This window comes from Nocardioides pakistanensis (assembly GCF_054781215.1).
The window spans coordinates 214672-241180 of sequence record NZ_BAAGUV010000002.1 but is presented as its reverse complement, the minus strand read 5'-3'; the positions used below and the strand labels follow the sequence as shown (position 1 = coordinate 241180).

Annotated in this window: 17 protein-coding genes; 11 read left to right on the top strand and 6 right to left on the bottom strand. The window is 70.7% G+C overall.

The features are described from left to right. Nucleotides 1-57 precede the first annotated feature (57 nt). Together ACYVIH_RS01225 and ACYVIH_RS01220 are read right to left on the bottom strand one after the other, a co-directional pair. Nucleotides 58-462 carry a hypothetical protein gene (locus tag ACYVIH_RS01225; protein ID WP_460865024.1) on the bottom strand — a complete coding sequence of 135 codons (405 nt, stop codon included), beginning with the start codon at nt 460-462 and terminating at the stop codon, nt 58-60. Nucleotides 463-537: 75 nt separating this feature from the next. Then, nucleotides 538-1317, bottom strand: coding sequence for an enoyl-CoA hydratase/isomerase family protein (locus tag ACYVIH_RS01220; protein WP_460865023.1), 780 nt, complete (start codon nt 1315-1317; stop codon nt 538-540). 151 nt (nt 1318-1468) lie between these two features. On the opposite strand from ACYVIH_RS01220, the gene glgX reads away from it, so the two are divergent. Continuing rightward, nucleotides 1469-3658, top strand: a complete 2190-nt coding sequence (glgX, locus tag ACYVIH_RS01215) for a glycogen debranching protein GlgX (protein WP_460865022.1) — start codon at nt 1469-1471, stop codon at nt 3656-3658. A 158-nt stretch (nt 3659-3816) separates the two neighbouring features. Here glgX and glgP read toward each other — a convergent pair whose 3' ends face one another. Continuing rightward, nucleotides 3817-6387 (bottom strand): alpha-glucan family phosphorylase, encoded by a 2571-nt coding sequence (gene glgP / locus ACYVIH_RS01210; protein WP_460865020.1) that lies wholly within the window; start codon nt 6385-6387, stop codon nt 3817-3819. A 149-nt stretch (nt 6388-6536) separates the two neighbouring features. Between glgP and ACYVIH_RS01205 the strand changes: the two genes are divergently transcribed. The 6 genes from ACYVIH_RS01205 to ACYVIH_RS01180 all read left to right on the top strand — a co-directional run bounded on the left by ACYVIH_RS01205 (nt 6537) and on the right by ACYVIH_RS01180 (nt 18769). Beyond that, entirely contained in the window at nt 6537-10019 is a 3483-nt protein-coding gene (locus ACYVIH_RS01205; RefSeq protein WP_460865018.1) for a M36 family metallopeptidase, read from the top strand. Between the two features lie 187 nt (nt 10020-10206). Next, entirely contained in the window at nt 10207-12219 is a 2013-nt protein-coding gene (locus tag ACYVIH_RS01200) for an alpha-1,4-glucan--maltose-1-phosphate maltosyltransferase (RefSeq protein ID WP_460865016.1), read from the top strand. 50 nt (nt 12220-12269) lie between these two features. Continuing rightward, nucleotides 12270-13979, top strand: coding sequence for a maltose alpha-D-glucosyltransferase (gene treS, locus ACYVIH_RS01195; RefSeq protein WP_460865014.1), 1710 nt, complete (start codon nt 12270-12272; stop codon nt 13977-13979). Beyond that, nucleotides 13976-15460 carry a maltokinase N-terminal cap-like domain-containing protein gene (locus ACYVIH_RS01190; protein WP_460865013.1) on the top strand — a complete coding sequence of 495 codons (1485 nt, stop codon included), beginning with the start codon at nt 13976-13978 and terminating at the stop codon, nt 15458-15460. The genes treS and ACYVIH_RS01190 overlap by 4 nt, the downstream gene beginning before the upstream one ends. Next, on the top strand, nt 15457-17769 hold the full coding sequence (gene glgB, locus ACYVIH_RS01185) for a 1,4-alpha-glucan branching protein GlgB (RefSeq protein WP_460865011.1): 2313 nt from the start codon (nt 15457-15459) through the stop codon (nt 17767-17769). The genes ACYVIH_RS01190 and glgB overlap by 4 nt, the downstream gene beginning before the upstream one ends. 100 nt (nt 17770-17869) lie before the next feature. After that, nucleotides 17870-18769 (top strand): NUDIX hydrolase, encoded by a 900-nt coding sequence (locus ACYVIH_RS01180; RefSeq protein WP_460865008.1) that lies wholly within the window; start codon nt 17870-17872, stop codon nt 18767-18769. 101 nt (nt 18770-18870) lie between these two features. Here ACYVIH_RS01180 and ACYVIH_RS01175 read toward each other — a convergent pair whose 3' ends face one another. Further along, the gene (locus tag ACYVIH_RS01175) at nt 18871-20040 is read right to left on the bottom strand and encodes an ROK family transcriptional regulator (RefSeq protein ID WP_460865005.1); all 1170 of its coding nucleotides are present in this window, start codon (nt 20038-20040) and stop codon (nt 18871-18873) included. 194 nt (nt 20041-20234) lie between these two features. Between ACYVIH_RS01175 and ACYVIH_RS01170 the strand changes: the two genes are divergently transcribed. The 4 genes from ACYVIH_RS01170 to ACYVIH_RS01155 all read left to right on the top strand — a co-directional run bounded on the left by ACYVIH_RS01170 (nt 20235) and on the right by ACYVIH_RS01155 (nt 24449). After that, complete coding sequence (locus tag ACYVIH_RS01170) at nt 20235-21293, top strand: class I mannose-6-phosphate isomerase (protein ID WP_460865002.1); 1059 nt, start codon at nt 20235-20237, stop codon at nt 21291-21293. Beyond that, nucleotides 21290-22573, top strand: coding sequence for an ABC transporter substrate-binding protein (locus ACYVIH_RS01165; RefSeq protein WP_460865000.1), 1284 nt, complete (start codon nt 21290-21292; stop codon nt 22571-22573). Before ACYVIH_RS01170 ends, ACYVIH_RS01165 begins: the two co-directional genes overlap by 4 nt. 107 nt (nt 22574-22680) lie before the next feature. Further along, nucleotides 22681-23565: a carbohydrate ABC transporter permease gene (locus ACYVIH_RS01160; RefSeq protein ID WP_460864998.1), complete on the top strand. Its 885-nt coding sequence runs from the start codon at nt 22681-22683 to the stop codon at nt 23563-23565. After that, a complete protein-coding gene (locus ACYVIH_RS01155; RefSeq protein WP_460864996.1) occupies nt 23562-24449 on the top strand; it encodes a carbohydrate ABC transporter permease in 888 nt (295 codons plus the stop codon). Before ACYVIH_RS01160 ends, ACYVIH_RS01155 begins: the two co-directional genes overlap by 4 nt. Nucleotides 24450-24465: 16 nt before the next feature. On the opposite strand, the gene ACYVIH_RS01150 is transcribed toward ACYVIH_RS01155, so the two are convergent. Next, a complete protein-coding gene (locus tag ACYVIH_RS01150; protein ID WP_460864993.1) occupies nt 24466-25410 on the bottom strand; it encodes a co-chaperone YbbN in 945 nt (314 codons plus the stop codon). A gap of 45 nt (nt 25411-25455) precedes the next feature. Beyond that, nucleotides 25456-26478 (bottom strand): iron-siderophore ABC transporter substrate-binding protein, encoded by a 1023-nt coding sequence (locus ACYVIH_RS01145; RefSeq protein ID WP_460864991.1) that lies wholly within the window; start codon nt 26476-26478, stop codon nt 25456-25458. Nucleotides 26479-26509 lie beyond the last annotated feature (31 nt).

The window sequence follows — 26509 nt, the reverse complement described above, 5'->3', positions numbered from 1 at the left end:
GGTCAGGTGCGTTCGATCACACGCTCGCGAGCCTTCCGGGAGCGAGTTGCGCTGCTGTCACGGCCGGATGATCCGGTCCAGGATCTTGCCTATCACCAGGTACACCACGGCCGCGATTCCCCAGTTCGTCAGGGCGCTCTTGACCCGGCCGTCGGCGTCGTCGGGGAAGGTGAAGATCCCCGCGTCGAGGCTGAACGGCCCGTCCAGCGACTCCGCCCCGTTGATGACGAACTGCACGATGCTGTTGTCCTCGTTGGCCTTCAGCGCGATCAGCAGGGCGCCGACGGCGAGGAACAGCGCGCAGACCACGGCGACCAGCCACACGATCGTGGCGACCTGGCTGCGCACCAGGTCGGCGCCCCTTTTCACCTTCGCGGTGCTCCCCCCGGAAGCACGGCGCCCACGGCGGCCGGTCGCGGTGTCCGCGGCCTCGCCTTCGGTGCCGCTGCTTGCGTCAGTCACTGTCACTCCTTGTCCGAGGTATCCGCACGATAGCCGACCTCGGAGCGGCCGGAGAACCTGTCCGGACCGTGGTTGTCAGCGGCCGACGAACTCGGCCTTGCCGGGACCCTGCTCGACGAAGGACCTCATCCCGATCGTGCGGTCCTCGGTGGCGAACAGGGCGGCGAACTGCTGCCGCTCGATCTCCAGGCCGGTCTCGAGGTCGACCTCGAGGCCCCGGTCGACCGCCTCCTTGGCGGCGCGCAGTGCGTACGTCGCCGCACCGGTGAACTGCTTGGCCCAGGCCACCGCCTCGGTGTACACATCGGCCGCCGGCACGACCTTGTCGACCAGCCCGATCGCGAGCGCCTCGTCGGCCTTGACGAAGCGGCCGGTGAAGATCAGGTCCTTGGCCTTGGCCGGGCCGACGAGCCGGGTCAGCCGCTGCGTGCCGCCGGCCCCGGGGATGATCCCGAGCAGGATCTCCGGCTGGCCGAGCACGGCGTTGTCGGCGGCGACCCGGATGTCGGCACACATCGCGAGCTCGCACCCGCCGCCGAGTGCGTAGCCGGTGACCGCGGCGACGACCGGCTTGGGGATCCTGGCCACGGCGGTGAACGACGACTGCAGCGCACCGGAGCGCTTGACCATGTCCGTGTAGGACATGTCGGCCATCTCCTTGACGTCCGCGCCCGCCGCGAACACCTTCTCCCCGCCGTAGACCACCACGGCCTTGATGTCGTCACGCTCGGTGCACTCGGCCGCTGCCGCGCGGATCTCCTCCTGGACCTGGGCGTTGAGCGCGTTCATCTTGGGCCGGTCGACCCGGATCGTCCCCACGCCGTCCTCGACCTCGACCCGCACGAACTCGCCCACGATGCACTCCTCTGCTAGCCGGATAGGGTGCTTGGCAGCCTAGACCGCGGCGGGTGCGGGAGGTGGCCCGGGGGCGCCGTGGGTCACAGGTGGATGACGACCCCGCCCGTTGTCCGGTTTGTCCCCCCAAGGGTCGGAGAGAATGGTGCCCGTGAACCCGCGAGTGTGGTCCGAGGAGCAGGACGAGACGGCCGTGTGGCCCGGCCAGCACGAGCCGCTCGGTGCCACCTGGTCGCCCGACGCCACCAACTTCGCGGTCTACGCCCCCGAGGCGACCCGGGTCTGGGTGAGCCTGTTCGACGCCGACGAGTACGGCGAGGTCGAGCGCCGTCACGAGCTCACCGAGCGCACCCTCGGCATCTGGCACGGCGCGGTCCCCGGTGTCCCGGTCGGCCAGCGCTACGGGTTCCGCGCCGAGGGCCCGTGGGACCCCGCGAACGGACTGCGGTTCAACCCCCACAAGCTGCTGCTCGACCCCTACGCTCGCGCGATCAGCGGGACCGTCGTACCCGGGCCGGAGATCTTCAGCTACGTCCTCCCCGACCCCGAGGACGACAAGGCGGTCCGCGCCGCGAAGGAGCACACGCTCAACGACCACGACTCGGCGCCGTACATGGCCAAGAGCGTCGTCGTGCACGACGAGTTCGACTGGGGCGACGACCAGTGGGTGCGGCCGCACTACAAGCTGACCGACACCGTCATCTACGAGCTGCACGTCAAGGGGTTCACCCAGCTGCACGACCGGGTGCCCGAGCACCTGCGCGGCACCTACGCCGGCCTCGCGACCCCGGCGGTGGTCGACTACCTCAAGGACCTCGGGATCACCACCGTCGAGCTGCTCCCGATCCACCAGTTCGTCTCCGAGCCGGCGCTCGCCGAGCGCGGTCTGGTGAACTACTGGGGCTACAACTCGATCGGGTTCTTCGCCCCGCACAACGCCTACAGCTCCAGCGGCGACCTCGGCCAGCAGGTCTCGGAGTTCAAGGCGATGGTCAAGGCCTTCCACGCCGCCGGCCTCGAGGTGATCCTCGACGTGGTCTACAACCACACCGCCGAGGGCGGCCCGCTCGGCCCGACGCTCAGCTTCCGTGGGCTCGACGACCGCGGCTACTACAAGCGCGTCGACCCGGTGCACGACCCGGCGACGTACTGGGACGTCACCGGCTGCGGCAACACCGTGAACGCCTCACGCCCGCAGCCACTGCGGATGATCCTCGACTCGCTGCGCTACTGGGTCACCGAGATGCACGTCGACGGGTTCCGCTTCGACCTCACCCCGGCGCTGACCCGCACCCGGCTCACCGTCGACATGGGCGCGAACTTCCTGACCGCCGTCGGCCAGGACCCGGTGCTGCGCAACGTGAAGCTGATCGCCGAGCCGTGGGACGCCAGCATGGACGGCTACCAGGTCGGCAACTTCCCGCCGCCGTGGTGCGAGTGGAACGACAAGTACCGCGACACGATCCGCGACTTCTGGCGGCTGCAGTCCGGCGGCATCGCCGAGGTGGCCTCGCGGATCGCCGGCTCCAGCGACCTGTACGCCGACGACGGCCGGCTGCCCTACGCCTCGGTCAACTTCATCACCGCGCACGACGGGTTCACCCTGCGCGACCTGGTCTCCTACAACCACAAGCACAACGAGGCCAACGGCGAGGACAACCGCGACGGCACCGACAACAACCGGTCCTGGAACTGCGGGGTCGAGGGCGAGACCGACGACCCGGAGATCATCGCGCTGCGGCGGCGGCAGGCGGCGAACCTGATCGCGACGCTGTGTCTGAGCAACGGCGTGCCGATGATCACCGCCGGCGACGAGCGCGGCCGCACCCAGCGCGGCAACAACAACGCCTACACCCAGGACAACGAGATCTCCTGGATGGACTGGCGTCCCGACGACGCCTGGCTCGACATCTACGAGGTGACCAAGACCGTGCTCCGGCTGCGGCGCGAGCACCCCGCGCTGCGGCAACGGCACTACCTCGAGGGCCGGCCGACGGTCCCCGGCGGGCCCAAGGACCTGGCCTGGATCCACCCGGCCGGCCGGGAGATGACCGACGCCGACTGGTCCGACCCCCGGCTGCACCAGTTCGGGATGTTCCTCTCCGGCGACCCGCTGCGGGCCCCGGGGCCGTACGGCGAGCAGCTGCACGACGCGTCGTTCCTGATCTGGTTCAACGCCCACCCCGAGCCGGGCGTCGTCGCGCTGCCCGACCAGGACTGGGTCAAGGCCGGCGAGGTCGTGCTCAGCACCGACGAGGGCCACCACGTCGGCGAGCAAGTCGCGGCCGGCGACGTGATCGACATCGCGGCCCGGTCGATGCTGGTCATCCGCCAGATCTGACCGGGCACCCCGGCCCGGCCCCCCGCCTCCCCGCTGTAACGCGGGGTTACCGACGCTTCACACGCGGCGTGAGGCGTGCGAAGCGTCCACAGCACCGCGGAAGTAGACGGCCGGGGGCTCGTCCCGCTGGACGTGCCCCCGGCCGCGCCGTACGTCGATCAGGGGTCGACCACGAACCCGAGCTCGGCCGGAGAGGCCAGCGCCTCGTGCCGCGGCAGGATCCGGGTGGTGTAGCCGAACGGACCGGTCTGCTTCAGCGCCACCGACCCCTCGTAGCGGTGCCGCCCGCCCTCGTAGGTCTCGGCCAGCTGCAGCGGCTCGGCGTGGGTGTCGACCAGCTCGTCGTCGAACCGGATCCGGCCGTGCACCACCTGCACCTCGACGTCGTCGGGCGAGAGCTCCCCGAGCGAGACGTAGACCGACAGGGTCAGCGTCTGCCCGATCTCCGGGGTGTCCCCGACGCCGCTGGAGTCGACGTGGTCGATCGCGACGCCCTGCCACGCGCCGGCGACCCGGTGCTTCCACTCGGCCAGGTCGCGAGCACCGGCGTAGTCGTGGTTGAGCGCCCGCGAGGTGTTCGCCGACGGGGTGTAGAGCTGCTCGACGTAGTCGCGCAGCATCCGCGTCGAGATCACCTTGGGCCCGAGCGACTTCAGCGTGTGCCGGACCATCTCGATCCACCGGATCGGCACGCCCTGCTCGTCGTGGTCGTAGAACCGCGGGGCGACCTCGTTCTCGATCAGGTCGTACAGCGCGGTCGCCTCGAGGTCGTCGCGACGGTGCTCGTCCTCGACCCCGTCGGCCGAGGGGATCGCCCAGCCGTTGTGGCCGTCGTACCACTCGTCCCACCAGCCGTCGAGGATCGACAGGTTCAGCCCGCCGTTCAGCGCGGCCTTCATCCCCGAGGTGCCGCACGCCTCATAGGGACGCAGCGGGTTGTTCAGCCACACGTCGCAGCCGGGGTAGAGCGGCTGCGCCATCGAGATGTCGTAGTTGGGCAGGAACACGATCCGGTGGCGCACCTCCGGGTCGTCGGAGAACCGCACGATCTCCTGGATCAGCCGCTTGCCGCCCTCGTCGGCGGGGTGCGCCTTGCCCGCGATCACCAGCTGCACCGGCCGCTCGGGGTGCAGCAGGATCCGCTTGAGCCGCTCGGGGTCGCGCAGCATCAGCGTGAGCCGCTTGTACGACGGGACGCGGCGCGCGAACCCGATCGTGAGCACGTCGGGGTCGAGCGCGGAGTCGATCCACTTCAGCTCGGCCGGGGCCGCGCCGCGGTGCTGCCACGACTCCGACAGCCGGCGCCGTGCGTCGTCGACGAGCCGCTGGCGCAGCTGGCGCTTGGTCTCCCAGATCCGCTCCGGGGCGATCTTGTCGGCGGCCATGAAGATCTCGTCGGGCTGTGCCGTGGCGACGTCGACGCCGGCTTCGCGGGCCAGGCCGAACACCTCGCGCGCCACCCAGGTCGGGGCGTGCACGCCGTTGGTGATCGAGGCGATCGGGCGTTCGTCGGCGTCGAAGTCGGGCCACAGGCCACCGAACATCCGCCGGCTGACCTTGCCGTGCAGCTGGGAGACGCCGTTGGCCCGCTGGGCCAGGCGCAGCCCCATCACGGCCATGTTGAACACCGCCGGGTCGCCGCCCTCGTAGTCCTCGGTGCCCAGCGCCAGGATGTTCTCGATCGGCACGCCGTGGCAGGCGTTGTCTCCGCCGAAGTACTGCTCGACCAGCTCCCGGGGGAACCGGTCGATGCCCGCGGGCACCGGGGTGTGCGTGGTGAACACCGTGCCGGCGCGGGAGACCTCGAGGGCGGTGTCGAAGTCGAGCGCCGCGGGGCCCTCGGTGAGCTCGCGGATCCGCTCGAGGCCGAGGAAGCCGGCGTGGCCCTCGTTGGTGTGGAACACCTCGGGCGCGGGAGCACCGGTGATCCGGGAGTAGACCCGCAGCGCCCGGACGCCACCGATCCCGAGCAGCATCTCCTGGCGCAGCCGGTGCTCGGTGTTGCCGCCGTAGAGCCGGTCGGTCACGTCGCGGAGGATCTCGGTGTTCTCCTCGACGTCGGAGTCGAGCATCAGCAGCGGCACCCGGCCGACCTGGGCGACCCAGATCCGGGCGGTGAGCTGGTCGCCGCCGGGGAGTCCGACGGTCACCTGCGCCGGCGTACCGTCCTCCTCGCGGAGCACCGACAGCGGCAGCCCGTCGGGGTCGACGACCGGATAGGTCTCCTCCTGCCAGGCCTCCGGCGACAGCGACTGCTGGAAGTAGCCGTGCCGGTAGAGCAGGCCGACGCCGACGATCGGGATGCCGAGGTCGCTGGCGGTCTTGAGGTGGTCGCCGGCCAGGATGCCCAGGCCGCCGGAGTACTGCGGCAGCACCGCGGTGATGCCGAACTCCGGTGAGAAGTACGCGATCGAGGCCGGCGCCTCCGCCCCGAGGGACTGGTACCAGCGCTCGCCGGTCAGGTACTGCTGGAGGTCGGCGTGCGCCGCGTCGAGCCGGCCGAGGAACTCCTGGTCGTGGACCAGCTCCTCGAGCCGCTCCACCGAGACGCCGCCCAGCAGGCGCACCGGGTCGTGCCCGCACGAGGCCCAGGCGTCGGGGTCGATCGCGGCGAAGATGTCCTGCGTCTCCGGATGCCAGGACCAGCGGAGGTTCTGGACCAGGTCGCCGAGCGGGGCGAGGCGCTCGGGCAGGACGGGGCGGACGGTGAATCGACGAATGGCTTTCACAACGAAGGACCATACCGAGAATGGATCGTTCCAAACACCTTCGGGGCACCGGTCCGGACCAAGGTCATGCGTAACCCTGCCGTCCGGCCCGCGTTGGAAGGGGCATCCCGGGTCGCCACGACCACCGTCCCACCGCGAGAGGCACACCCATGCCCTTGAGCCCCCGAAGCGCCCGAGCCGGTTCGGCGCTGGCAGCTGCAGCCGTCATCCTCGGCCTCACCCAGCTGCCGGCCACCGGCTCGCCGACCACCGGCTCCCCCACCACCGCCGACCCGTCGCTGCCCGCCGCCCTGGCCGAGGCGGCCGCCGGCGGGGTGAAGAAGGTCACCGACGGCCTGCTCACCACGTGGGGCGACTCCCCGCTCGGCCTGCCCGACCTCGACCTGCGCGGCTCGGTCCTGCCGACCGCGGCCCAGCGCAAGGCGGCGGGCACGCTCGGCGCGGCCGTCCGGTGGAACCGCTTCGGCACCCCGTCCTCGATCCTGCCCGCCAAGGGCGACCTCGGGGCGGCGACGGGCACCGACGAGGTCGCCGCGGCCCGCGCCTGGCTGCAGCGCCACCGGGCGGCCTTCGGCCTCGACAGCGGTCAGGTCGCCGCGCTGGAGCTGGTCTCGAGCCAGAAGCTGGCCGACAGCGACGCCCGTGCAGTGCTGTTCCGGCAGCGGTTCGGCAAGCTGCCTGCGGCGATCGGCAGCATGGTGACCGTCGGTGTCGCGGACGGCCGGATCGTCTACGTCTCCTCCTCCCTGGTGCGCGCCAAGGCGACCCCGGAGGCGGCGCGGCTCACGCCGGTCCAGGCCTGGCAGATCGCCGCCACCAGCGTCGGCCGGGAAACCCCGCTGACCAAGATCACCGACACCCTCCGGTCCGGCTGGACCCGGCTGAAGGTGGCCGGCTTCGCCCAGGAGCAGCAGGTGCGGCTGCGGGCGCTGGCGCTCGCCGACGGCACCGTGCGGCCGGTGTTCGAGACCAACGTCGTCGACTCCCAGGGCGGCGCCGCTCTGGCCTACACGCTGATGGTCGACGCCGCCAGCGGCAAGATCCTGCACCGCGAGAACAAGGTCGAGCACCTCACTGCGACCGCGAGCGAGGGCGCCACTCCGATCCAGGGCGCGATCACCGCCGAGGCCTGCGGCCCGCGCCACGAGTTCGAGATCACCGACGACAAGACCAAGCAGATCGTCGTCGCCGCGACCGCGGTCAACCCCGCCAACGACATCGTGATCAAGATCTACGCCCCGGACGGCGAGCTGCTGACCAGCGGTGACCTGCTCACCAGCCCCGAGACCGCGACGTACACCGCCGAGCGGATCCCGGCCGGCACCTACAGCGCCGAGGTGTGCCCGTTCGACGCACCGACGGTCCCGTTCACCGCGCCCGGTGAGTACGTCGGCACGATCGCCACGTCCGACAGCGAGGCGCCGGCCGTGGGGGCGCCGTACCCCCCGCGGTGGAGCTACTTCACCGCCAATCCGGAGCTGAACTTCTCCACCGAGCACGTGCCGGGCAACCGGGTCACCGAGTGCTGGGACCAGGCCGAGGGCTGCAGCCCCGGCGAGCTGAAGAACCTCGCCTCCCGGGCGCCCTGGGACTTCGACTTCGTCACCGGCCTGCCGACCATGACGACCCTCGGCAACAACGCGGTCACCCGTGAGGCCTGGCTGTCGCCGCTGACGCCCGGTGGCGCGCAGGGCCCGGTCTCCCCGGAGCGCAGCTACACGCCGGAGTTCACCGACGCCTGGCAGAACAGCAAGTGCGACCCGGCCAACCTGGTCCCCGGCGGCAACGACATCGACGCCTCGGTGACCAACCTGTTCGTCGCGCACAACCGGATGCACGACTACTCGTACTTCCTCGGCTTCACCGAGGAGAACTACAACATGCAGGTGCGCAACCTCGGCGGCAACCCGAACCCGCTCGCCGAGAACGACCCGGAGGTCGGCGACGCCCAGGCCGGCGCGATCAGCGGCCACATGGCGCTGACCGGCCTCGGCCGCGACAACGCCAACCAGATCACGCTGCAGGACGGCATCCCCGGGATCACCAACCAGTACCTGTTCCAGCCGATCGCCGCGGCGTTCTACTCCCCCTGCACCGACGGTGGCCTCGACATGAGCATCATCGGCCACGAGTACACCCACGCGACCACCAACCGGATGATCGGCGGTCCCGACGAGGGCATCACCTCCGAGCAGGGTGGCGCGATGGGCGAGTCCTGGGGCGACCTGGTCGCCGCGGAGTACCTGATCTCGCACAGCTACCCCACCGGCTCCAACCCGTGGGCGGTCGGCCCGTACGCCACCGGCAACAAGCAGGCCGGCATCCGCGACTACCCGATCAACCGGAACCCGCTGCAGTACGGCGACTACGGCTTCGACAGCACCGGCCCGGAGGTGCACGCCGACGGTGAGATCTGGAACGCCGTGCAGTACGACGTGCGCCAGGCTCTGGTGCGCAAGTACAACAAGCGCTTCCCGGCGAGCAACAAGACGCTGCAGCGTCGTTGCGCGATCGGCACCTCGAACACCGGCCCGCTGCCGGCCGACCGGTGCCCCGGCAACCGGCGCTGGGTGCAGCTGATGTTCGACTCGTTCCTGCTCCAGCAGGGCGCGACCAGCATGCTCGACGCCCGCGACGCGATGCTCGCCGCTGACCGGATGCGCTTCGGCGGTGCCAACCAGCGGACGCTGTGGGCGGCGTACGCGAGCAACGGCATGGGCGTCGACGCTCGCACCCCCGACGCCGACTCCCACGAGCCGCGGCCCGGCTACCAGGCTCCCGGCCTGCGCTCGGGCAGCGTGCGGTTCGTCGCCAAGGACGGCCGCCGTCCGCTGGCCGGCAAGTTCTTCGTCGGCCACTACGAGGCCCGGGTCACCCCGGTCGCGGACACGCTGCGCAAGACCAAGCTCGGCGACACGGTGAGGTTCGCCCCCGGGCGCTACGACCTGCTGTTCCAGGGCAACGGCGCTGGTCTGCACCGGGCCCGGTTCACCGTCAAGCCCGGCAAGCGGCAGACCGTGGTCGTGCGGGCGGCCCGCAACCTGGCCTCCAAGCACGCCGGCGCCAAGGTGGTCGGCTCCAGCGCCGGCTCGATCAACGCCGACGCGCTGATCGACGACACCGAGGCCACCAACTGGGCCGGCGTCAACGAGACCGAGAGCGTCGACGCGAAGGGCGCGAGCCCCTACGTCGTGGTGGACCTCGCCGGCGGTCGGCAGGTGGTGCGCCGGGTGAATGTCAGCGCGATGCTGCGCCCGGCCGGCGACGACACCAGCGACCCGGACTCCGGCAGCCGGTTCACCGCGCTCCGGTCGTTCGCGATCGAGGTGTGCTCCAGCGGCTGCGGCACGGCGAAGGCGAAGTGGAAGCGGATCTTCACCAGCAAGGCCAACGCGTTCCCCGGTGCACGGCCTCGTCCGGTCGCCCCGAACCTGAACCTGCGTTCGTTCGACGTACCCGACACCCCGGCCACGCACGTGCGCCTGGTCGCGCTGGAGAACCAGTGCACGGGCTACGCGGGCTACGCCGGTGAGCAGGACAACGACCCGCTCAACGACACCGACTGCAAGGCGGCCTCCGACCGCGACCTCTCGGTCCGCGCCGCGGAGCTCCAGGTGTTCAACCGCAACTGACCCCGCTGGACAATTCCCACGTTAACTAGAGGAACCGGCGCTTTGCACGGGTTACAACCCATGCAGAGCGCCGGTTTCTCACGTTAACTTGAGAAATTGGGAGGCCCGGCGAACCGGGTCCCGTACCCACTCTGGAACGATCCAACCCTTACTTGCAGAGGTGGTCCCGATCGGACAGATTGGGCACATGGTCGGACGCATTCCCATCATGGACGTCGCCCCTGTCGTGGACCTCGGCCGCTACCCGGCCAAGGCCGTCGTGGGCGAGCCCTTCGAGGTCACCGCACTCGTCTTCCGCGAGGGTCACGACGCCCTCAACGCCGACGTGGTGCTCACCGACCCCGACGGCAAGCGCCGTCCCTGGGTCCGGATGACCAAGGACCCCGAGGAGCCCGACCTGTGGCGCGCGGAGGTCTCTGCCGACCGCGAGGGCGCCTGGACGTTCGCGGTCGAGGGCTGGTCCGACCCGATCGCCACCTGGCGGCACAACGCCGAGATCAAGATCCCCGCCGAGATCGACGTCGAGCTGATGTTCGCCGAGGGCGTGCTGCTGCTGAAGCGGGTGCGCGACAACCTCCCCGCGGACCCGAAGGCGCAGACCGCCGCCGACCAGCGGGTGATCGACGACGCGATCACCGCGATGCAGGACATCAGCCGGCCCAACGACGTGCGCTACGCGGCCGCGGTCTCGCACGCGATAGACGACATCCTCGATCGGCACCCGCTGCGCGACCTGGTCACCAGCGAGGGCCCCTACAAGCTGTACGTCGACCGCCCCCGCGCGCTCTACGGCAGCTGGTACGAGTTCTTCCCGCGCAGCGAGGGCGCCTACGTCGACGAGAAGACCGGCAAGGTCGTCTCGGGCAACTTCCGCACCGCGGCGAAGCGGCTCGACGCGGTCGCGGAGATGGGCTTCGACGTGGTCTACCTGCCGCCGATCCACCCGATCGGCAAGGTCAACCGCAAGGGCCCCAACAACACGCTGGTCACCGAGGAGGGCGACCCGGGCTCGCCGTGGGCGATCGGCTCCGACGAGGGCGGCCACGACGCGATCCACCCGGACCTGGGCACGTTCGAGGACTTCGACGACTTCGTCGCCCGGGCCCGCGAGCTCGACCTCGAGGTGGCGCTCGACCTCGCCCTGCAGGCGGCGCCCGACCACCCGTGGGTCAAGAGCCACCCGGAGTGGTTCACCACCCGCGCCGACGGCTCGATCGCCTACGCCGAGAACCCGCCGAAGAAGTACCAGGACATCTACCCGATCAACTTCGACAACGACCCCGAGGGGATCTACCACGAGGTGCTGCGCGTCGTACGCCTCTGGATGTCGCACGGGGTGCGGATCTTCCGGGTCGACAACCCGCATACCAAGCCGGTGCAGTTCTGGGACTGGCTGCTCACCGAGGTGCAGAAGACCGACCCGGACGTGCTGTTCCTGTCCGAGGCGTTCACCAAGCCGGCGATGATGCGGACCCTGGCGACGGTCGGCTTCCACCAGTCCTACACGTACTTCACCTGGCGCAACGCCAAGTGGGAGCTCGAGCAGTACCTCACCGAGCTGTCCCACGAGACCAGCCACGTGCTGCGGCCGAACCTGTTCGTGAACACCCCCGACATCCTGCACGCCTACCTGCAGTACGGCGGCCCGGCGGCCTTCAAGATCCGGGCGACGATCGCGGCGACCGCCTCGCCGACCTGGGGCGTGTACGCCGGCTTCGAGCTGTTCGAGCACGTCGCGGTGAAGCCGGGCAGCGAGGAGTACCTCGACTCGGAGAAGTACCAGATCCGGATCCGCGACTGGGAGGGCGCCGAGGCCTCCGGCCGCACGCTGGCGCCCTATATCACCCGGCTCAACGAGATCCGGCGCCAGCACCCCGCGCTCCAGCTGCTGCGCAACCTGACCATCCACCACGCCGACGACGAGTCGATCCTGGTGTTCAGCAAGTTCGCCAAGGGCCCCGCCGACGGCCGTCACGAGGACGACCTCATGCTGGTGGTGGTCAACGTCGATCCGCACGCCACCCGCGAGACCACCGTGCACCTGAACATGGCGGCGCTGGGTATGGACTGGCACGACCGCTTCGTCGTCCACGACGAGCTGACCGGCGACTCGTGGACGTGGGGAGAGCACAACTACGTGCGGCTCGACCCCCACCATCAGCCCGCCCACATCTTCACGGTTCGGAGGCCCTACCTGTGACCCAGCCCCAGACCCAGGCTCAGACAGAGTCGGCGACGCACTCCGGGCAGATGCCCGAGACCGCGGAGGGGCTGCCCGCCCACGAGCCCGACTGGTTCAAGAAGGCGGTGTTCTACGAGGTCCTGGTCCGCTCCTTCAAGGACTCCAACGGCGACGGGGTCGGTGACTTCAAGGGCCTGACCGAGAAGCTCGACTACCTCGAGTGGCTCGGCGTGGACTGCCTGTGGGTGCCGCCGTTCTACACCTCGCCGCTGCGCGACGGCGGCTACGACGTGGCCGACTACACCGGCATCCAGCCCGAGGTCGGCACGATCGACGACTTCCACGAGTTCCTCGACGCCGCCCACGCCCGCGGGATGCGCGTGATCATCGACTTCGTCATGAACCACACCTCCGACCAGCACCCGTGGTTCCAGGCCAGCCGCAACGACCCCGACGGGCCGTACGGCGACTTCTACGTGTGGTCCGACACCGACGAGCTCTACGAAGAGGCCCGGATCATCTTCGTCGACACCGAGCCGTCGAACTGGACCTGGGACCCGGTGCGGCAGCAGTACTTCTGGCACCGGTTCTTCTCCCACCAGCCGGACCTGAACTTCGACAACCCCAAGGTCCACGAGGCGATGCTGGACGCGTTGTCGTTCTGGCTCGACATGGGCATCGACGGCTTCCGGCTCGACGCCGTCCCCTACCTCTACGAACGGCCCGGCACCAACGGCGAGAACCTCAAGGAGACCCACGAGTTCCTCAAGAAGGTCCGGGCGTACGTCGACGAGCACTACCCCGACAAGGTGCTCCTCGCCGAGGCGAACCAGTGGCCGGCCGACGTCGTCGACTACTTCGGCGACTTCGACAAGGGCGGCGACGAGTGCCACATGTGCTTCCACTTCCCGGTCATGCCGCGCATCTTCATGGCGGTCCGCCGGGAGTCGCGGTTCCCGATCTCGGAGATCCTCGAGCAGACCCCGCCGATCCCGGCCAACGCCCAGTGGGGCATCTTCCTGCGCAACCACGACGAGCTGACCCTCGAGATGGTCACCGACGAGGACCGCGACTACATGTGGGGGGAGTACGCCAAGGACCCCCGGATGAAGGCGAACATCGGGATCCGGCGCCGGCTCGCCCCGCTGCTGGACAACGACGTCAACCAGATGGAGCTGTTCACCGCGCTCCTGCTGTCCCTGCCGGGAGCGCCGATGCTGTACTACGGCGACGAGATCGGGATGGGCGACAACATCTGGCTCGGTGACCGCGACGGCGTGCGCACCCCGATGCAGTGGACCCCCGACCGCAACGCCGGCTTCTCGGTGGCCACCCCCGGCAAGCTGCACCTGCCGGTGATCCAGGACCCGGTCTTCGGCTACCAGCGGGTCAACGTCGAGACCGAGCTGGAGAACGCCTCCTCGCTGCTGCACTGGACGCGGCGGATGATCCACGCCCGCAAGAAGCACGAGGCGTTCGGGCTGGGCGACTTCATCGACCTCGGCGGCTCGAACCCCAGCGTGCTCAGCTACGTCCGCGAGTACGTCGCCCCCGACGGCAGCGTCGACTCGGTGCTGTGCGTGAACAACCTCTCCCGGTTCCCGCAGCCGGTCGAGCTGGACCTGCGGCGCTGGGAGGGCGTGGAGCCGATCGAGCTCCTCGGCGGTGTGCGCTTCCCGCAGATCGGCGAGCTGCCCTACCTGCTCACCCTCGGCGCCTACGGCTTCTACTGGTTCCGGCTCCCGCAGCCGGCCAAGCAGCTGGAGGTGACGCCGTGAGCGACGTCGACGAGCGCGTCCTGACCGACCTCGCGGCCTACATCGGCGAGGCCCGCTGGTTCGGCGGGAAGGGCCGCGACATGGAGGTGACCGGCGTACGGCGGCTGGGCTGGATCGACCCGCAGCCGGGCCCCGACGCCCCGCACGCCCGCGTCGAGCTGGTCACGGTGTCCTTCCCCTCGGCCACGGGGTCGGCGGAGCAGGCGCAGACCGAGCTCTACCAGCTGCCGCTGGCCTACTACCCCACCGCGCAGGAACGGATCGCCCATGCGCTGATCGGCACCTGGGAGGACGCGGAGCTCGGCGAGGTCCACGTCTACGACGCCGTGCACGACCGCTACGCCCTGCAGCAGTGGCTCTCCGCGTTCGCCCGCCGGCAGCGCACCGACGACCTCGAGTTCCACCTGCTCGAGGGCCGGGAGCTCGACCTGGAGGCGCACTCCTCGCTGTTCTCCGGCGAGCAGAGCAACTCCTCGGTCCGCTTCGGCGAGGACGCCTTGATGAAGGTGTTCCGCAAGGTCACCCCGGGCCGCAACCCCGACATCGAGATCCATGAGGCCCTCACCCGCGCCGAGAGCGACCACGTCGCGGCCCTCTACGGCTGGCTCGAGGTCCCCGGCGAGGGACCCGGCTCCGAGCCGCTGCAGCTGGCCATGCTGCAGCAGCTGCTGCGCACCGCCAGTGACGGCTGGGACCTGGCCCTGGCCAGCGTCCGCGACCTGTTCGCCGAGGCCGACCTGCACGCCGACGAGGTCGGCGGGGACTTCGCCGGCGAGGCGGCCCGCCTGGGGATGGCCACCGCCGAGGTGCACGAGGCCCTCGCCCACGAGTTCCCCACCGAGACGTGGGGCGCCGAGCAGCTGCGCGCACTGTCGGCGGACATGCTGCGCCGGCTCGACGACGCCGTCGCCACGGTCGAGGCGCTGGAGTCCTGCCGTGAGCCGCTCGCGGAGATCTTCCGGGCGGTTGCCGAGATCGACGAGCCCGTGCAGGTCCAGCGGATCCACGCCGACTACCACCTCGGCCAGACGCTGCGCACGAGCCGGGGCTGGAAGATCGTCGACTTCGAGGGCGAGCCGGCCAAGCCGCTGCACGAGCGGGTCCGGCCGGACTCGCGGTGGCGCGACGTGGCGGGGATGCTCCGCTCCTTCGACTACGCCGCGCGGGTCGTCGAGGCCGACATCGAGGAGCCCAGCCCGCAGATCGCCTACCGCGCCCACGAGTGGTCCGAGCGCAACCGCAACGCCTTCCTCGCCGGTTACCTCGGCGACGGAGAGGGTACGACCGACGAGGCGGCCGCACGGCTCGAGCCGGTCGAGCGGACGCTGCTGCGGGCCTACGAGGCCGACAAGGCCGTCTACGAGGCCGTGTACGAGGCCCGCAACCGCCCGACCTGGCTCGGCATCCCGCTCGCGGGGATCGCCCGGCTGACGAGCGGCTCCGAGTCCGACGACCACTCCCAGGAGGACAGCGACCGATGAGCACTGCCACCGCCCTGCCCCTCGACCGCCACATCCTCGACCAGATCGTGGCCGGGGAGCACGGCGACCCGCACGCCGTGCTCGGTGCCCACCCGCACGACGGGGCGGTCACCGTGCGCGTGCTCCGCCCGCTCGCCGACTCGGTCAAGGTCGTGCACGACGGCGGGTCGATGCCGCTGCAGCACGAGCACGGCGGGATCTGGGTCGGCGTGCTCGACGTACCCGAGGTGCCCGACTACCGGCTCGAGGTCGCCTACGCCGGCAGCGAGCCGCGCCGCGTCGACGACGCCTACCGCTACCTGCCCACCCTCGGCGAGATGGACCTGCACCTGATCAACGAGGGCCGCCACGAGGAGCTGTGGAAGGTGCTCGGCTCCCACATCCGCACCTACGACAGCCCGACCGGGCCGATCAAGGGGACCTCGTTCGCGGTCTGGGCGCCGCACGCCCGCGGGGTCCGGCTCAAGGGCGACTTCAACGACTGGGACGGCCGCGAGCACCCGATGCGGCAGATGGGCACCTCCGGCATCTGGGAGCTGTTCGTCCCCGACGTCGGCGGGGGCACCCGCTACAAGTTCGCGATCCTCGGCGCCGACGGGCAGTGGCGCGAGAAGGCCGACCCGATGGCGTTCCACACCGAGGTCCCGCCGCACACGTCCTCGGTCGTCTTCGAGTCCGGCTACAGCTGGGGCGACGACACCTGGATGACCGAGCGCGCCCGTCGCACCGACCAGCACCAGCAGCCGATGTCGGTCTACGAGATGCACCTCGGCTCGTGGAAGAAGCACTACGACGGCCGCCCCTACACCTACGCCGAGATCGCCGACGAGCTCGTGCCCTACCTGCAGGAGCTCGGCTTCACGCACGTGGAGTTCCTGCCGGTGATGGAGCACCCGTTCGGCGGCTCGTGGGGCTACCAGGTCACGTCGTACTACGCACCCACGTCGCGTTTCGGCGACCCCGACGGCTTCCGCTACCTCGTCGACCGGCTGCACCAGGGCGGGATCGGCGTGATCGTCGACTGGGTCCCCGCGCACTTCCCCAAGGACGAGTTCGCCCTCGCCCGGTTCGACGGCACCCCGCTGTACGAGGACCCCAACCCGTCCCGCGGCGAGCACCCCGACTGGGGCACCTACGTGTTCAACTTCGGCCGCAAGGAGGTCCGCAACTTCCTGGTGGCCAACGCGCTGTACTGGCTGGAGGAGTTCCACATCGACGGCCTGCGCGTCGACGCCGTGGCCTCGATGCTCTACCTGGACTACTCCCGTGAGGACGGGCAGTGGACGCCGAACGTGTACGGCGGCCGGGAGAACCTCGAGGCGGTGCAGTTCCTCCAGGAGATGAACGCCACCTGCTACCGGCGGGTGCCCGGCGCGATCACGATCGCCGAGGAGTCCACGTCGTGGCCCGGAGTCACCCGGGCGACACATCTCGGCGGGCTCGGCTTCGGCTTCAAGTGGAACATGGGCTGGATGCACGACAGCCTCGGCTACATCCAGAACGACCCGGTCCACCGGCAGTACCACCACCACCAGATGACCTTCTCGATGGTCTACGCCTACTCCGAGAACTACATCCTGCCGATCAGCCACGACGAGGTCGTGCACGGCAAGGGCTCGCTGCTGCGCAAGATGCCCGGCGACCGCTGGCGCCAGCTGGCCAACCTGCGTGCCTACCTCGCGTTCATGTGGGCCCACCCGGGCAAGCAGCTGCTGTTCATGGGCTCGGAGTTCGGCCAGGAGTCCGAGTGGGCCGAGAGCCGCGAGCTCGACTGGTGGCTGCTCGAGAACGCCGACCACCGCGGCGTGCAGGGCCTGATCCGTGACATGAACCGGATCTACGCCGAGCACCCGGCCCTGTGGTCGCTGGACCAGGACGAGGCCGGCTTCGCGTGGATCGACGCCAACGACGCGAGCAACAACGTCTTCAGCTTCCTGCGCCGCGGCGCCGACCCGTCGACCGGATCGGCCGAGGGTGGTCCGCAGCTGGCGTGCATCGTGAACTTCTCGGCCGTCCCGCACCACGGCTACCGAGTGGGACTGCCCCAGGCAGGTCGGTGGACCGAGCTGCTCAACACCGACGCCGACGTCTACTCCGGCTCCGGCGTGGGCAACATGGGCTCGGTGCTCGCCGAGGAGACTCCGTGGCACGGCCAGCCGGCGTCGGCGACGATCAGCCTGCCTCCGCTCGGCGCCCTGTGGCTGACCCCGGCCGAGCCCGACCCGGTCGGGCAGGACCCGGTCGCGCAGACAGCTGCGGAGGACACCGGGGCCGCCGACCCTTTCGCCCCGTCGACCCCGCCGGCCTGACGCGGGGTCGGGAGCAGCTCGCCGGCAGCGCGCCGCGGTCGGCGTCTGCGGCCCCGGGCGGTACGACGGACCTGCGGGCTGCGCTGGCTAAGGTGAGAGCGTGGCTGACCAGGGAGAGCTGACCGACGGCACTGTCGTGCTCAGGCCACGGGGCGGCCAGCACGGGTCCGGGCAGGGCGTGCACCTGTTCGACGTCGTCCACGGCGAGGACGAGGTCGGCGCGGTCTGCGTCACCGTCGGCCCCGACCAGATCGGCCGGCTGACCTGGGAGCTCTCGCCCGCCCACACCGGACGAGGGCTGGCCACCCGCGGGGTGAACCTGCTGATCGACTACTCTTTCCGGGCGTTGCGCCTGGCCCGCGTCGAGGCCTACGTCGACGAGGCGAACGAGCGGGCGATGCGCGTCGCGACCCGGTCGGGCCTGCGCCGCGAGGGCGTGATCCGCGGGCACGGCGTGGTCGGCGACGGGCGAACCGACCGGGTGCTGTTCGCCCGGCTCGCCACCGATCCCCCGATCACCGAGCCGGCCGGGTTCCGCGAGCTGCTGAACTCGTTCCTGCCGCGCAAGCGGGCGATCGCACAGATGCTGGTGCGTGACCCCGAGGACCGGGTGCTGCTGTGCCGGCTGACCTACAAGGAGGACTGGGACCTGCCCGGCGGCGTCGTGGAGGTCCACGAGTCGCCGCAGGTCGCGGTCAGCCGGGAGGTGTGCGAGGAGCTCGCCCTCGAGGTCACTGCGGGCCCGCTGCTGCTCACCGACTGGCTGCCGTCGTGGAGCGGCTGGGACGACGCGATCTGCCTGGTCTTCGACGGCGGCGTCCACGATCCCTCGATCGTCAGCCAGGTCGTGCCGCAGCCGCGCGAGATCCGGACGGCGGAGTTCTGCACGCTGGAGCAGGTCTACGAGCGGTGCGCCGACTTCACGGCCCGGCGGATCGAGTCCGCCCTGGCCAGCACACGAGGCGGCGGCCCGTCGTACACCGAGTCCGGCCGCGGCTGAGCCCACACCCGTGTAACGCGGGGTTACGGACGCTCCACACGCGGCAGACCCCGTGGGAAGCGTCCACAGCACGGTGTAAGACGCGGTCCGTGGGGCAGCGATCAGAGGCGGACCTCCGCCCGCTCGAGCGCCAGCGCGATCGCGCCCATCAGCTCGGCGTCGTGGCCCAGCGAGGCACAGACGATCTCGACGTCGTGGGCGGCCGAGCGGACCGCGCCCCGGCGGAGCGAGCCGCGCATCGGCTCGAGCAGGATCTCGCCGGCCTCCCCGAGGGTGCCGCCGACGATGATCCGGGCCGGGTTGACCAGGTTGCACAGTGTGGCGAGGGCGCTGCCGATCGACCGGCCCGCGTCGGCGATCACCCGGCGGCAGCCGGCGTCCCCCTCCGTGGCACAGCGGACCGCTCCGGCCAGGTCCGTCACGTCGGGGTGGGTCGGCTGGAGGGCGGCCAGGATCGCCGCGGACCCGGCGTACATCTCCAGGCAACCCCGGTTGCCGCACCGGCAGACCGGGCCGCCCGGGTCGATCACCGTGTGCCCGATCTCCCCGGCGGTGTGGCCGGCGCCACGGAACAGCCGGCCGTCGATGACCAGCCCGGCGCCGATGCCCGTGGACACCTTCAGGTAGACCAGGTCCCGGACCGCAGCACCTGCTCCCCACTTGGACTCGCTGAGCGCGCCGAGGTTCGCGTCGTTGTCGACGCTCACCGGCATCCCGAGCGCCTCCTCGAGCGCCTCGGCTGCGCGCACGCCCACCCAGCCGGGCAGGATCGTCGAGTCGCCGAGCTCCCCGGAGGTGTGCACCGGTCCGGGCAGTCCCATCCCCAGCGCCAGGACCTCGTCGGCGGTGACCCCGGCGGCGACGAGCGCGGCCCGGAACTGCTCGCGGATCACCTCGATGTCCGCGGCGGCGTTCTGGTCGACGGACTTGGCGACCTCGGTGCGCGCGAGGATCGAGTGCGACAGGTCGGCGACGGCCACCTTCAGGTGCCGGCGGCCGAGGTCCACGCCGACCACGACACCGGCGCCCCGGCCCAGGGTCAGCCGCTGGCCGGGCCGTCCCACCCCCGCGGGGCCGGTGGACTCGATCTCGCGGACCACGCCCTCGCGGAGCAGCGCGGCGACCAGGCTGGTGACCGTCGACGGCGCCAGGCCGGTCGCCCGCGCCAGCTCGGCCCGGCTCGCCGACCCGCGCAGGGCGAGCTCGTCGAGCAGCCTGGTGCGGCCGTCACGACGCCGTGGCGCGGCCGGGGACGGCGGGAGAAGCGACATCTCGACTCCTTCGAGGAAGCCGACCTGACCACTCGGATCGAAGAAAATGAGTGGGAATGACCATGATCTCCGGGCCACTGTACCCCTTGACGACCCGGTTGGGACGGCCCTAGGGTCACTTAATAGTTCGGTATCGAAGATTTTGCCGTCGGCAGAAAGCCTCCGCAATGAGTCTGTCGCCCGTCCTGTTGGACGTGAACACACCCCAACGGTTCTACCGGGGCGGCCGCAAGATCCTGCACTTCCGAGGTCTGCCCGAGGGGGCCGACTTCGACGGCCGGCGGCCCGAGGACTGGCTCGCTTCCACGACGCACCTGTTCGCCGAGGGCGGCGACGGGCTGACGTTCCTGCCCGAGGGCGTGACGCTGACCGCCGAGCTCGACCAGCACCCCGACGCCTGGCTGGGTGCGCAGCACGTGGCCCGGCACGGTTCCGAGCCCGGCCTTCTGGTCAAGCTGCTCGACGCGGCCGAGCGGCTCCCGGTCCACGTCCACCCCGACCGGGCCTTCGCCACCAGACACCTGCACTGCCCCAACGGCAAGACCGAGGCCTGGCTCGTCCTGGACGCCGACCCGGGGTCGAGCGTCTGGCTCGGCTTCCGCGAGGACCTCGCCGAGGAACGGCTGACCGCCATGGTCGACACCCAGGACGAGCAGCTGCTGGAGGTGCTCAACGAGTTCCCGGTGCGGCGCGGCGACACCGTGCTCGTGCCCGCCGGCCAGCCGCACGCGATCGGCGCCGGCGTCTTCGCCGTCGAACTGCAGGAGCCCACCGACTTCTCCGTGATGCTCGAGCACGCCCGGTTCGGCCTCGACCCGAACCAGTCGTGGCTGGGCCTGGACCGCGCGCTCGCCCTCACCAGCGTCGACCGAAGCGCGCTGAGCCCCGACGGGCTCAGCGCGCTCCGCGGCCGCTGGGAGGACCTCGGCCGCCCTGTGGCATCGGTGCTGCCGGCGGCGGCCGACCCGTTCTTCCGGGCGGAGGTCCTCGACGGGCAGCTCGACGACGCGCGCAGCGACGCAGGCTTCTCGGTCGTCGTCGTGGTGGCCGGCACCGGCCGGCTGCTGACGGAGAACGGCCACGACATCCACCTCGAGGCAGGGCAGACCCTGCTCACGCCGTACTCCTGCGGCGAGCTCACCCTGACCGGTCAGGTGACCGCGATCCGCTGCCGCCCGGGTCAGGACAACCCACACACGTCCGGGGCAGCGGCTCCGGCGAGCACCACCCAACAACTGGAGGAACGACCATGAGGAAGATTTCGTTGGTCGCCGGTGCCGTGGTCGCGGGCCTGGTGCTCGCCTCGTGCGGCGGCGGAGACGACGGCGGGGGCAACGGCAACGGCGAGGGCGCAGAGGCCGGCGGCAAGGTCGAGGTCTTCACCTGGTGGACCGAGGGCGGCGAGAAGGCCGGCCTCGACGGCCTGGTGGCGACGTTCAACGACCAGTTCCCCGACTACGAGTTCGTCAACGGCGCGGTCGCCGGCGGCGCCGGGAGCAACGCCAAGGCCGTGCTCGCGTCCCGGCTGCAGTCCCAGGACCCGCCCGACACGTTCCAGGCACACGCCGGCGAGGAGCTGGCCGACTACATCGAGGCCGGGCAGATCCAGGACATCAGCTCGCTGTACGACGAGGAGGGCTGGCGTGACGTCTTCCCCGAGGGCGTGCTCGAGGCGCTGACCGTCGACGGCAAGATCTACTCGGTGCCGGCGAACATCCACCGGGCCAACGTCGTGTGGGCCAACCCGACCGTGCTCGAGGAGGCCGGCATCACCGAGGTGCCCGCTGACCTCGATGCCTGGATCGCCGACATGGAGAAGCTGCGCAAGAGCGGGGTCAAGGCGCCCCTCGGCGTGGCCACCGACTGGACCCAGGTGCACCTGTTCGAGACGATCCTGATCTCCTCGCTCGGACCCGACGGCTACATCGGCCTGTGGAACGGCGACACCGACTGGGACTCCAAGGAGGTCACGGCCGCGCTCGAGGCCTACGACGAGGTGCTGTCCTACGCCAACACCGACCGGTCCGGGCTGGACTGGCCGGACGCGTTGAAGTACGTCCTCGACGGCAAGGCCGCCTACACCGTGATGGGCGACTGGGCAGCCGGCTCGCTGATCGACCAGGGCCTGACCGAGGGTGAGGACTATAGCTGGTTCCCCGTGCCCGGCCAGGCCGACGTCTTCGACTTCCTCGCCGACTCGTTCACCCTCCCGGTGGGCGCACCGAACGAGGACGGCGCGAAGGCATGGCTGAGCGTGGTCGGCAGCGCCGAGGGCCAGGAGGCCTTCAACACCAAGAAGGGCTCGATCCCGGTCCGCACCGACGCCGACCCGGCCGCCTACAACGAGTACCAGCAGGCCGCGATGGAGGCGTTCGGCCAGGACACGATCGTCCCGTCCCTCGCGCACGGCGCGGCCGCCCCGGTGGCGTGGCTGACCGAGATCACCTCGGCGGTCGGCCAGTTCGGCGGCTCCGGTGACGTGGGCGAGTTCCAGGACGGTCTCGTCCGGGCCGCCGAGAACCACCTCGGCTGACGACCGACACGCGCGGTGGGGTGCGTCGCTCACGGCGCACCCCACCGCGCTGATCCGGGGCTCGGGCCCCGGTCGACCACCGCACACGAGCCGGAAGGAGAGGGTCCGTGAAGGGGATCCGCAACTGGGGACCCGGTCTGCTCCTGCTGTCGCCGACGATCGTGCTCATCGCGGTCTTCGTCTACGGCCTGATCGGGCAGAACATCAACATCTCGCTCTCCAACCGGCACAGCATCGGCCCGGCCACCGAGTACGTCGGTCTGGAGAACTTCACGAACCTGTTCACCGAGGACCGGTTCCAGCACGCGATGACCAACCTGCTCACCTACACCGTGGTGTTCATGGGCGGCACGATGTTCTTCGGGCTGCTGTGGGCGCTGCTGCTCGAGCGAGGTGTCCGCGGCGAGGGGTTTTTCCGCTCGACGTACCTGTTCCCGATGGCGGTCTCCTTCGTCGCCTCCGGTGTCGTGTGGCGGTGGCTGCTCAACAGCTCCCAGGGCGAGGGCGCCAGCGGCCTGAACCGGCTGCTCCAGACGATCGGCCTCGGCGCGCTGGAGAACGCCTGGTGGTCCGACCCGGACTGGGGCATGGCGGCCATGGCGCTGCCCGCGGTCTGGCAGCTCTCGGGCTACGTGATGGCGCTGTTCCTGGCCGGGCTCCGCGGGATCCCCGACGACCTGCGTGAGGCGGCCAAGATGGACGGCGCCTCGGAGTTCCAGCTCTACCGGCACGTGATCTTCCCGCAGCTCTCGCCGGTGGCGCTCTCGGCGCTGATCATCATCGGCCATATGTCGCTGAAGGTGTTCGACCTGATCATGTCGGTCTCCGGTGCGATCTACCAGACCGAGGTGCCCGCGACGTACATGTGGACCACGCTGCTGTCCTACGACTACGCCAAGGCCGCGGCGATCGCGACGATCCTGCTGTCGGTCGTGGCGCTCGTGGTCATCCCCTACCTCGTCTACACCGTGCGGACGGAGAGGCGGTCATGACCACCACGAGCACCCCGGCCCCGCTCCCGGTCGCCCGGAGCAGTGCCTCCCCGCGCCCCGGCCGTCGCCGGCGCACCCTCGCGCAGGTGGTCCGTTACCTGCTGCTGGTGCTGTTCCTCGCCGTGATCCTGCTGCCGGCCTACGTCCTGCTGGTGACCAGCTTCAAGCCGCCGGCGGAGACCTCGTCGTCGCAGGCGTGGCTGCCGCCGGAGGCGTGGACCCTCGACGGCTGGCGCACCGCCTGGGAGGCGCTGCACGAGCCGCTGATCCGCACGTTCTACCTGGCCATCCCGGTGTCGATCATGTCCTCGATGCTCGGTTCGATGAACGGCTTCGTGCTCTCCCGGTGGCGGTTCCCCTACGCCAACGTGGTGTTCGCGCTGCTGCTGTTCGGCATGTTCATCCCCTACCAGGCGGTGATGATCCCGCTGGTGCAGCTGATGCGCGACATCGGTGTCGCCAACGGAATCCCGGCGCTGATCATCGTGCACACGATCTTCGGCCTGCCGATCTGCACGCTGATCTTCCGCAACTACTACGAGTCGATCCCGATGGACCTGATCGAGGCCGCCCGGATGGACGGGGCGGGGATGCTCGGCACCTACGCCCGGGTGATCCTGCCGCTGTCGGCCCCCGGCTTCGTGGTGACCGTGATCTGGCAGTTCACCTCCGTGTGGAACGACTTCCTGTTCGCGATCTTCCTGTCCAACATCCGCAACGGACCGGTCACGATCGCCCTCAACGCGCTCGCCGGCGGCCAGCTGAGCAACTACGCCGCCAGCATGGCCGGTGCGATGATCGCCTCGGTGCCGACGCTGGTGGTCTACGTCGTGCTCGGCCGGTACTTCGTCGGCGGCCTGATGGCCGGCTCCGTCAAGGGCTGACCCGAGCGACGGCGGTTCAGAACAGCGCGGAGGCCAGCGCCTGCCGGGCCTTGAGCACGCGCGGGTCGTCGTTGCCGACGGCGGCGAACAGCCCGACGAGGTGGGTGCGGGCCCTCTCGCGCTCGTCGCCGGAGGTACGACGCACCAGGTCGACCAACCGGGCGAAGGCGTCGTCGACGTGACCGCCGAGCAGGTCGAGGTCGGCCACCAGGGTCTGGGCATCGACGTCGTCGGGGCGCTCGGCACCGGCCGCGCGAGCCGCCTGTGCCTGGGTGGCGTCGAGGTGCGCCGTACGCTGCAGCACCTTCGCCATCGCCAGGCCGCCGGCCGCCTCGGCGTCGGCCGGGTTGGCGTCGAGCAGCTTCTGGTACTCCGCGACGGCACGGTCCACGTCACCGGCCTCCAACGCCTCCTGGGCGGGCGCGTAGCGCGGGTCGACCTGCGGCCCGCCCTCCTCGACCGGCGCACCGCCGCGCGGGGCGACCCGGCCGGTCATCCCCTGGGCGGCAGCGGCCTGGAGCACCTGGGTCATCAGGGTGCGCAGCTCGGCCAGCGGCGGGGCGTCCTGGAGCAGCGGCGCGAGCTGACCGCCCATCGCCAGCGCCACCAGCGGCACCGACGGGATCTGCAGCGCCTGGGCGATCCCGGGCGCCGCGTCGACGTTGACCCGCCCGAGCAGGAACCGGCCCTCGAACTCCGAGGCGAGGGTGTCGAGGTCGTCGGCGAGGGTCTGGCTGGCCGGCATCTGCGCGGAGTAGAACACCAGCACCACCGGGGCGTTGGCCACGCCCTGCAGCTCGGCCTGGAAGTTCTGCTCGTCGAGCTCGACGGAGTAGCTGCCGCCGGCCGTCGTGCCGCGAGCGGCCGCCCCACCGGCCGCCCCACCGGGGGCCGCCTGGGCGGATCGCTTCAGGGCGGACAGGTCGACGGCGCCGGGGCGCGAGAACGATGGCGTGCTCATGCGGCCTATCTTTCCCGATCCCCGGCGCCGTTCACCAACACGGGGTCAGCCGGCGGCCGCCACGGCGTCGGACAGCAGCGCGACGTACTCGTCGAGGCCCCAGGTCAGCGAGAGCGCGGTCGGCGGCGAGACGGAGGCGACGAAGTCCGCACCGACCACCTGCGCGACGGCACCGGACCGGACCTGCTCCATCGCCTGCGCCGGCTTGGAGGCCAGGAACCGGTCGGCCTCCTCCTGGCTGGGCGCGTAGACGACCAGCACGTCGCTGGTCAGCTTGTCGAGCTGCTCGTAGGACAGCGTGTAGAAGAAGCTGGAGTCACCGTTGGCCAGCTCGTCGACGCTCGGTGCGCTCTCCAGGCCGAGGTCGAGGGTGAACTCCACCCGCGGGTCGCTGGCGCGGTAGACGTAGAAGGTGCCGGCGGAGTCGGCGACCGCGGCGACGGTCTTCCCGGACAGCTCAGGGTGCTCCTCGGCTGCGGCGGCGACCTCGGCGTCGATGTCGTCGAGCAGCTGCGCGGCCTCGTCGCTGCGGCCGAGCGCCTCGCCGGTGGTGGTGATCACCTCGCGCCACGGGGTGGACCACGGCTGGTCGGGGTAGGCCACGACCGGGGCGATCTCGGTGAGCAGGTCGTACTGCTCCTGGGTGATTCCGGAGTAGGTCGCGAGGATCAGGTCCGGCTCGGCGGCAGCGATCTCCTCGTACGGCGGCTCCTCGGTCTCCGACAGGATCGTCGGGATCTCCTCGCCCTCCGACTCGAGCTCCTCCCGGATCCACGGCAGCACGCCGTCGGCGTCGCCGCCGTAGCTCTGCTTGGGGATCGCCACCGGCGTCACGCCGAGCGCGATCGCGGCGTCGGCGCTGGCCCAGCCCCACGCGACGACCCGCTCGGGCGCCTCGTCGATCTCGGTCGTGCCGAGCGCGTGCTCGATGGTGACCGGCTCGAACTCGGCGGTGCCGGAAGCGGGCCCGGACTCGCCGGCCTCCGAGGAGCCGCACGCGGACAGGGTGAGGGCGAAGGCAGCGGCGAGCGCGAGGAGTCGGCTCGACCGCGAGGGGAACAGGGACACGGCAAGGCTCTTTCTGGTCATGCGCGACGCG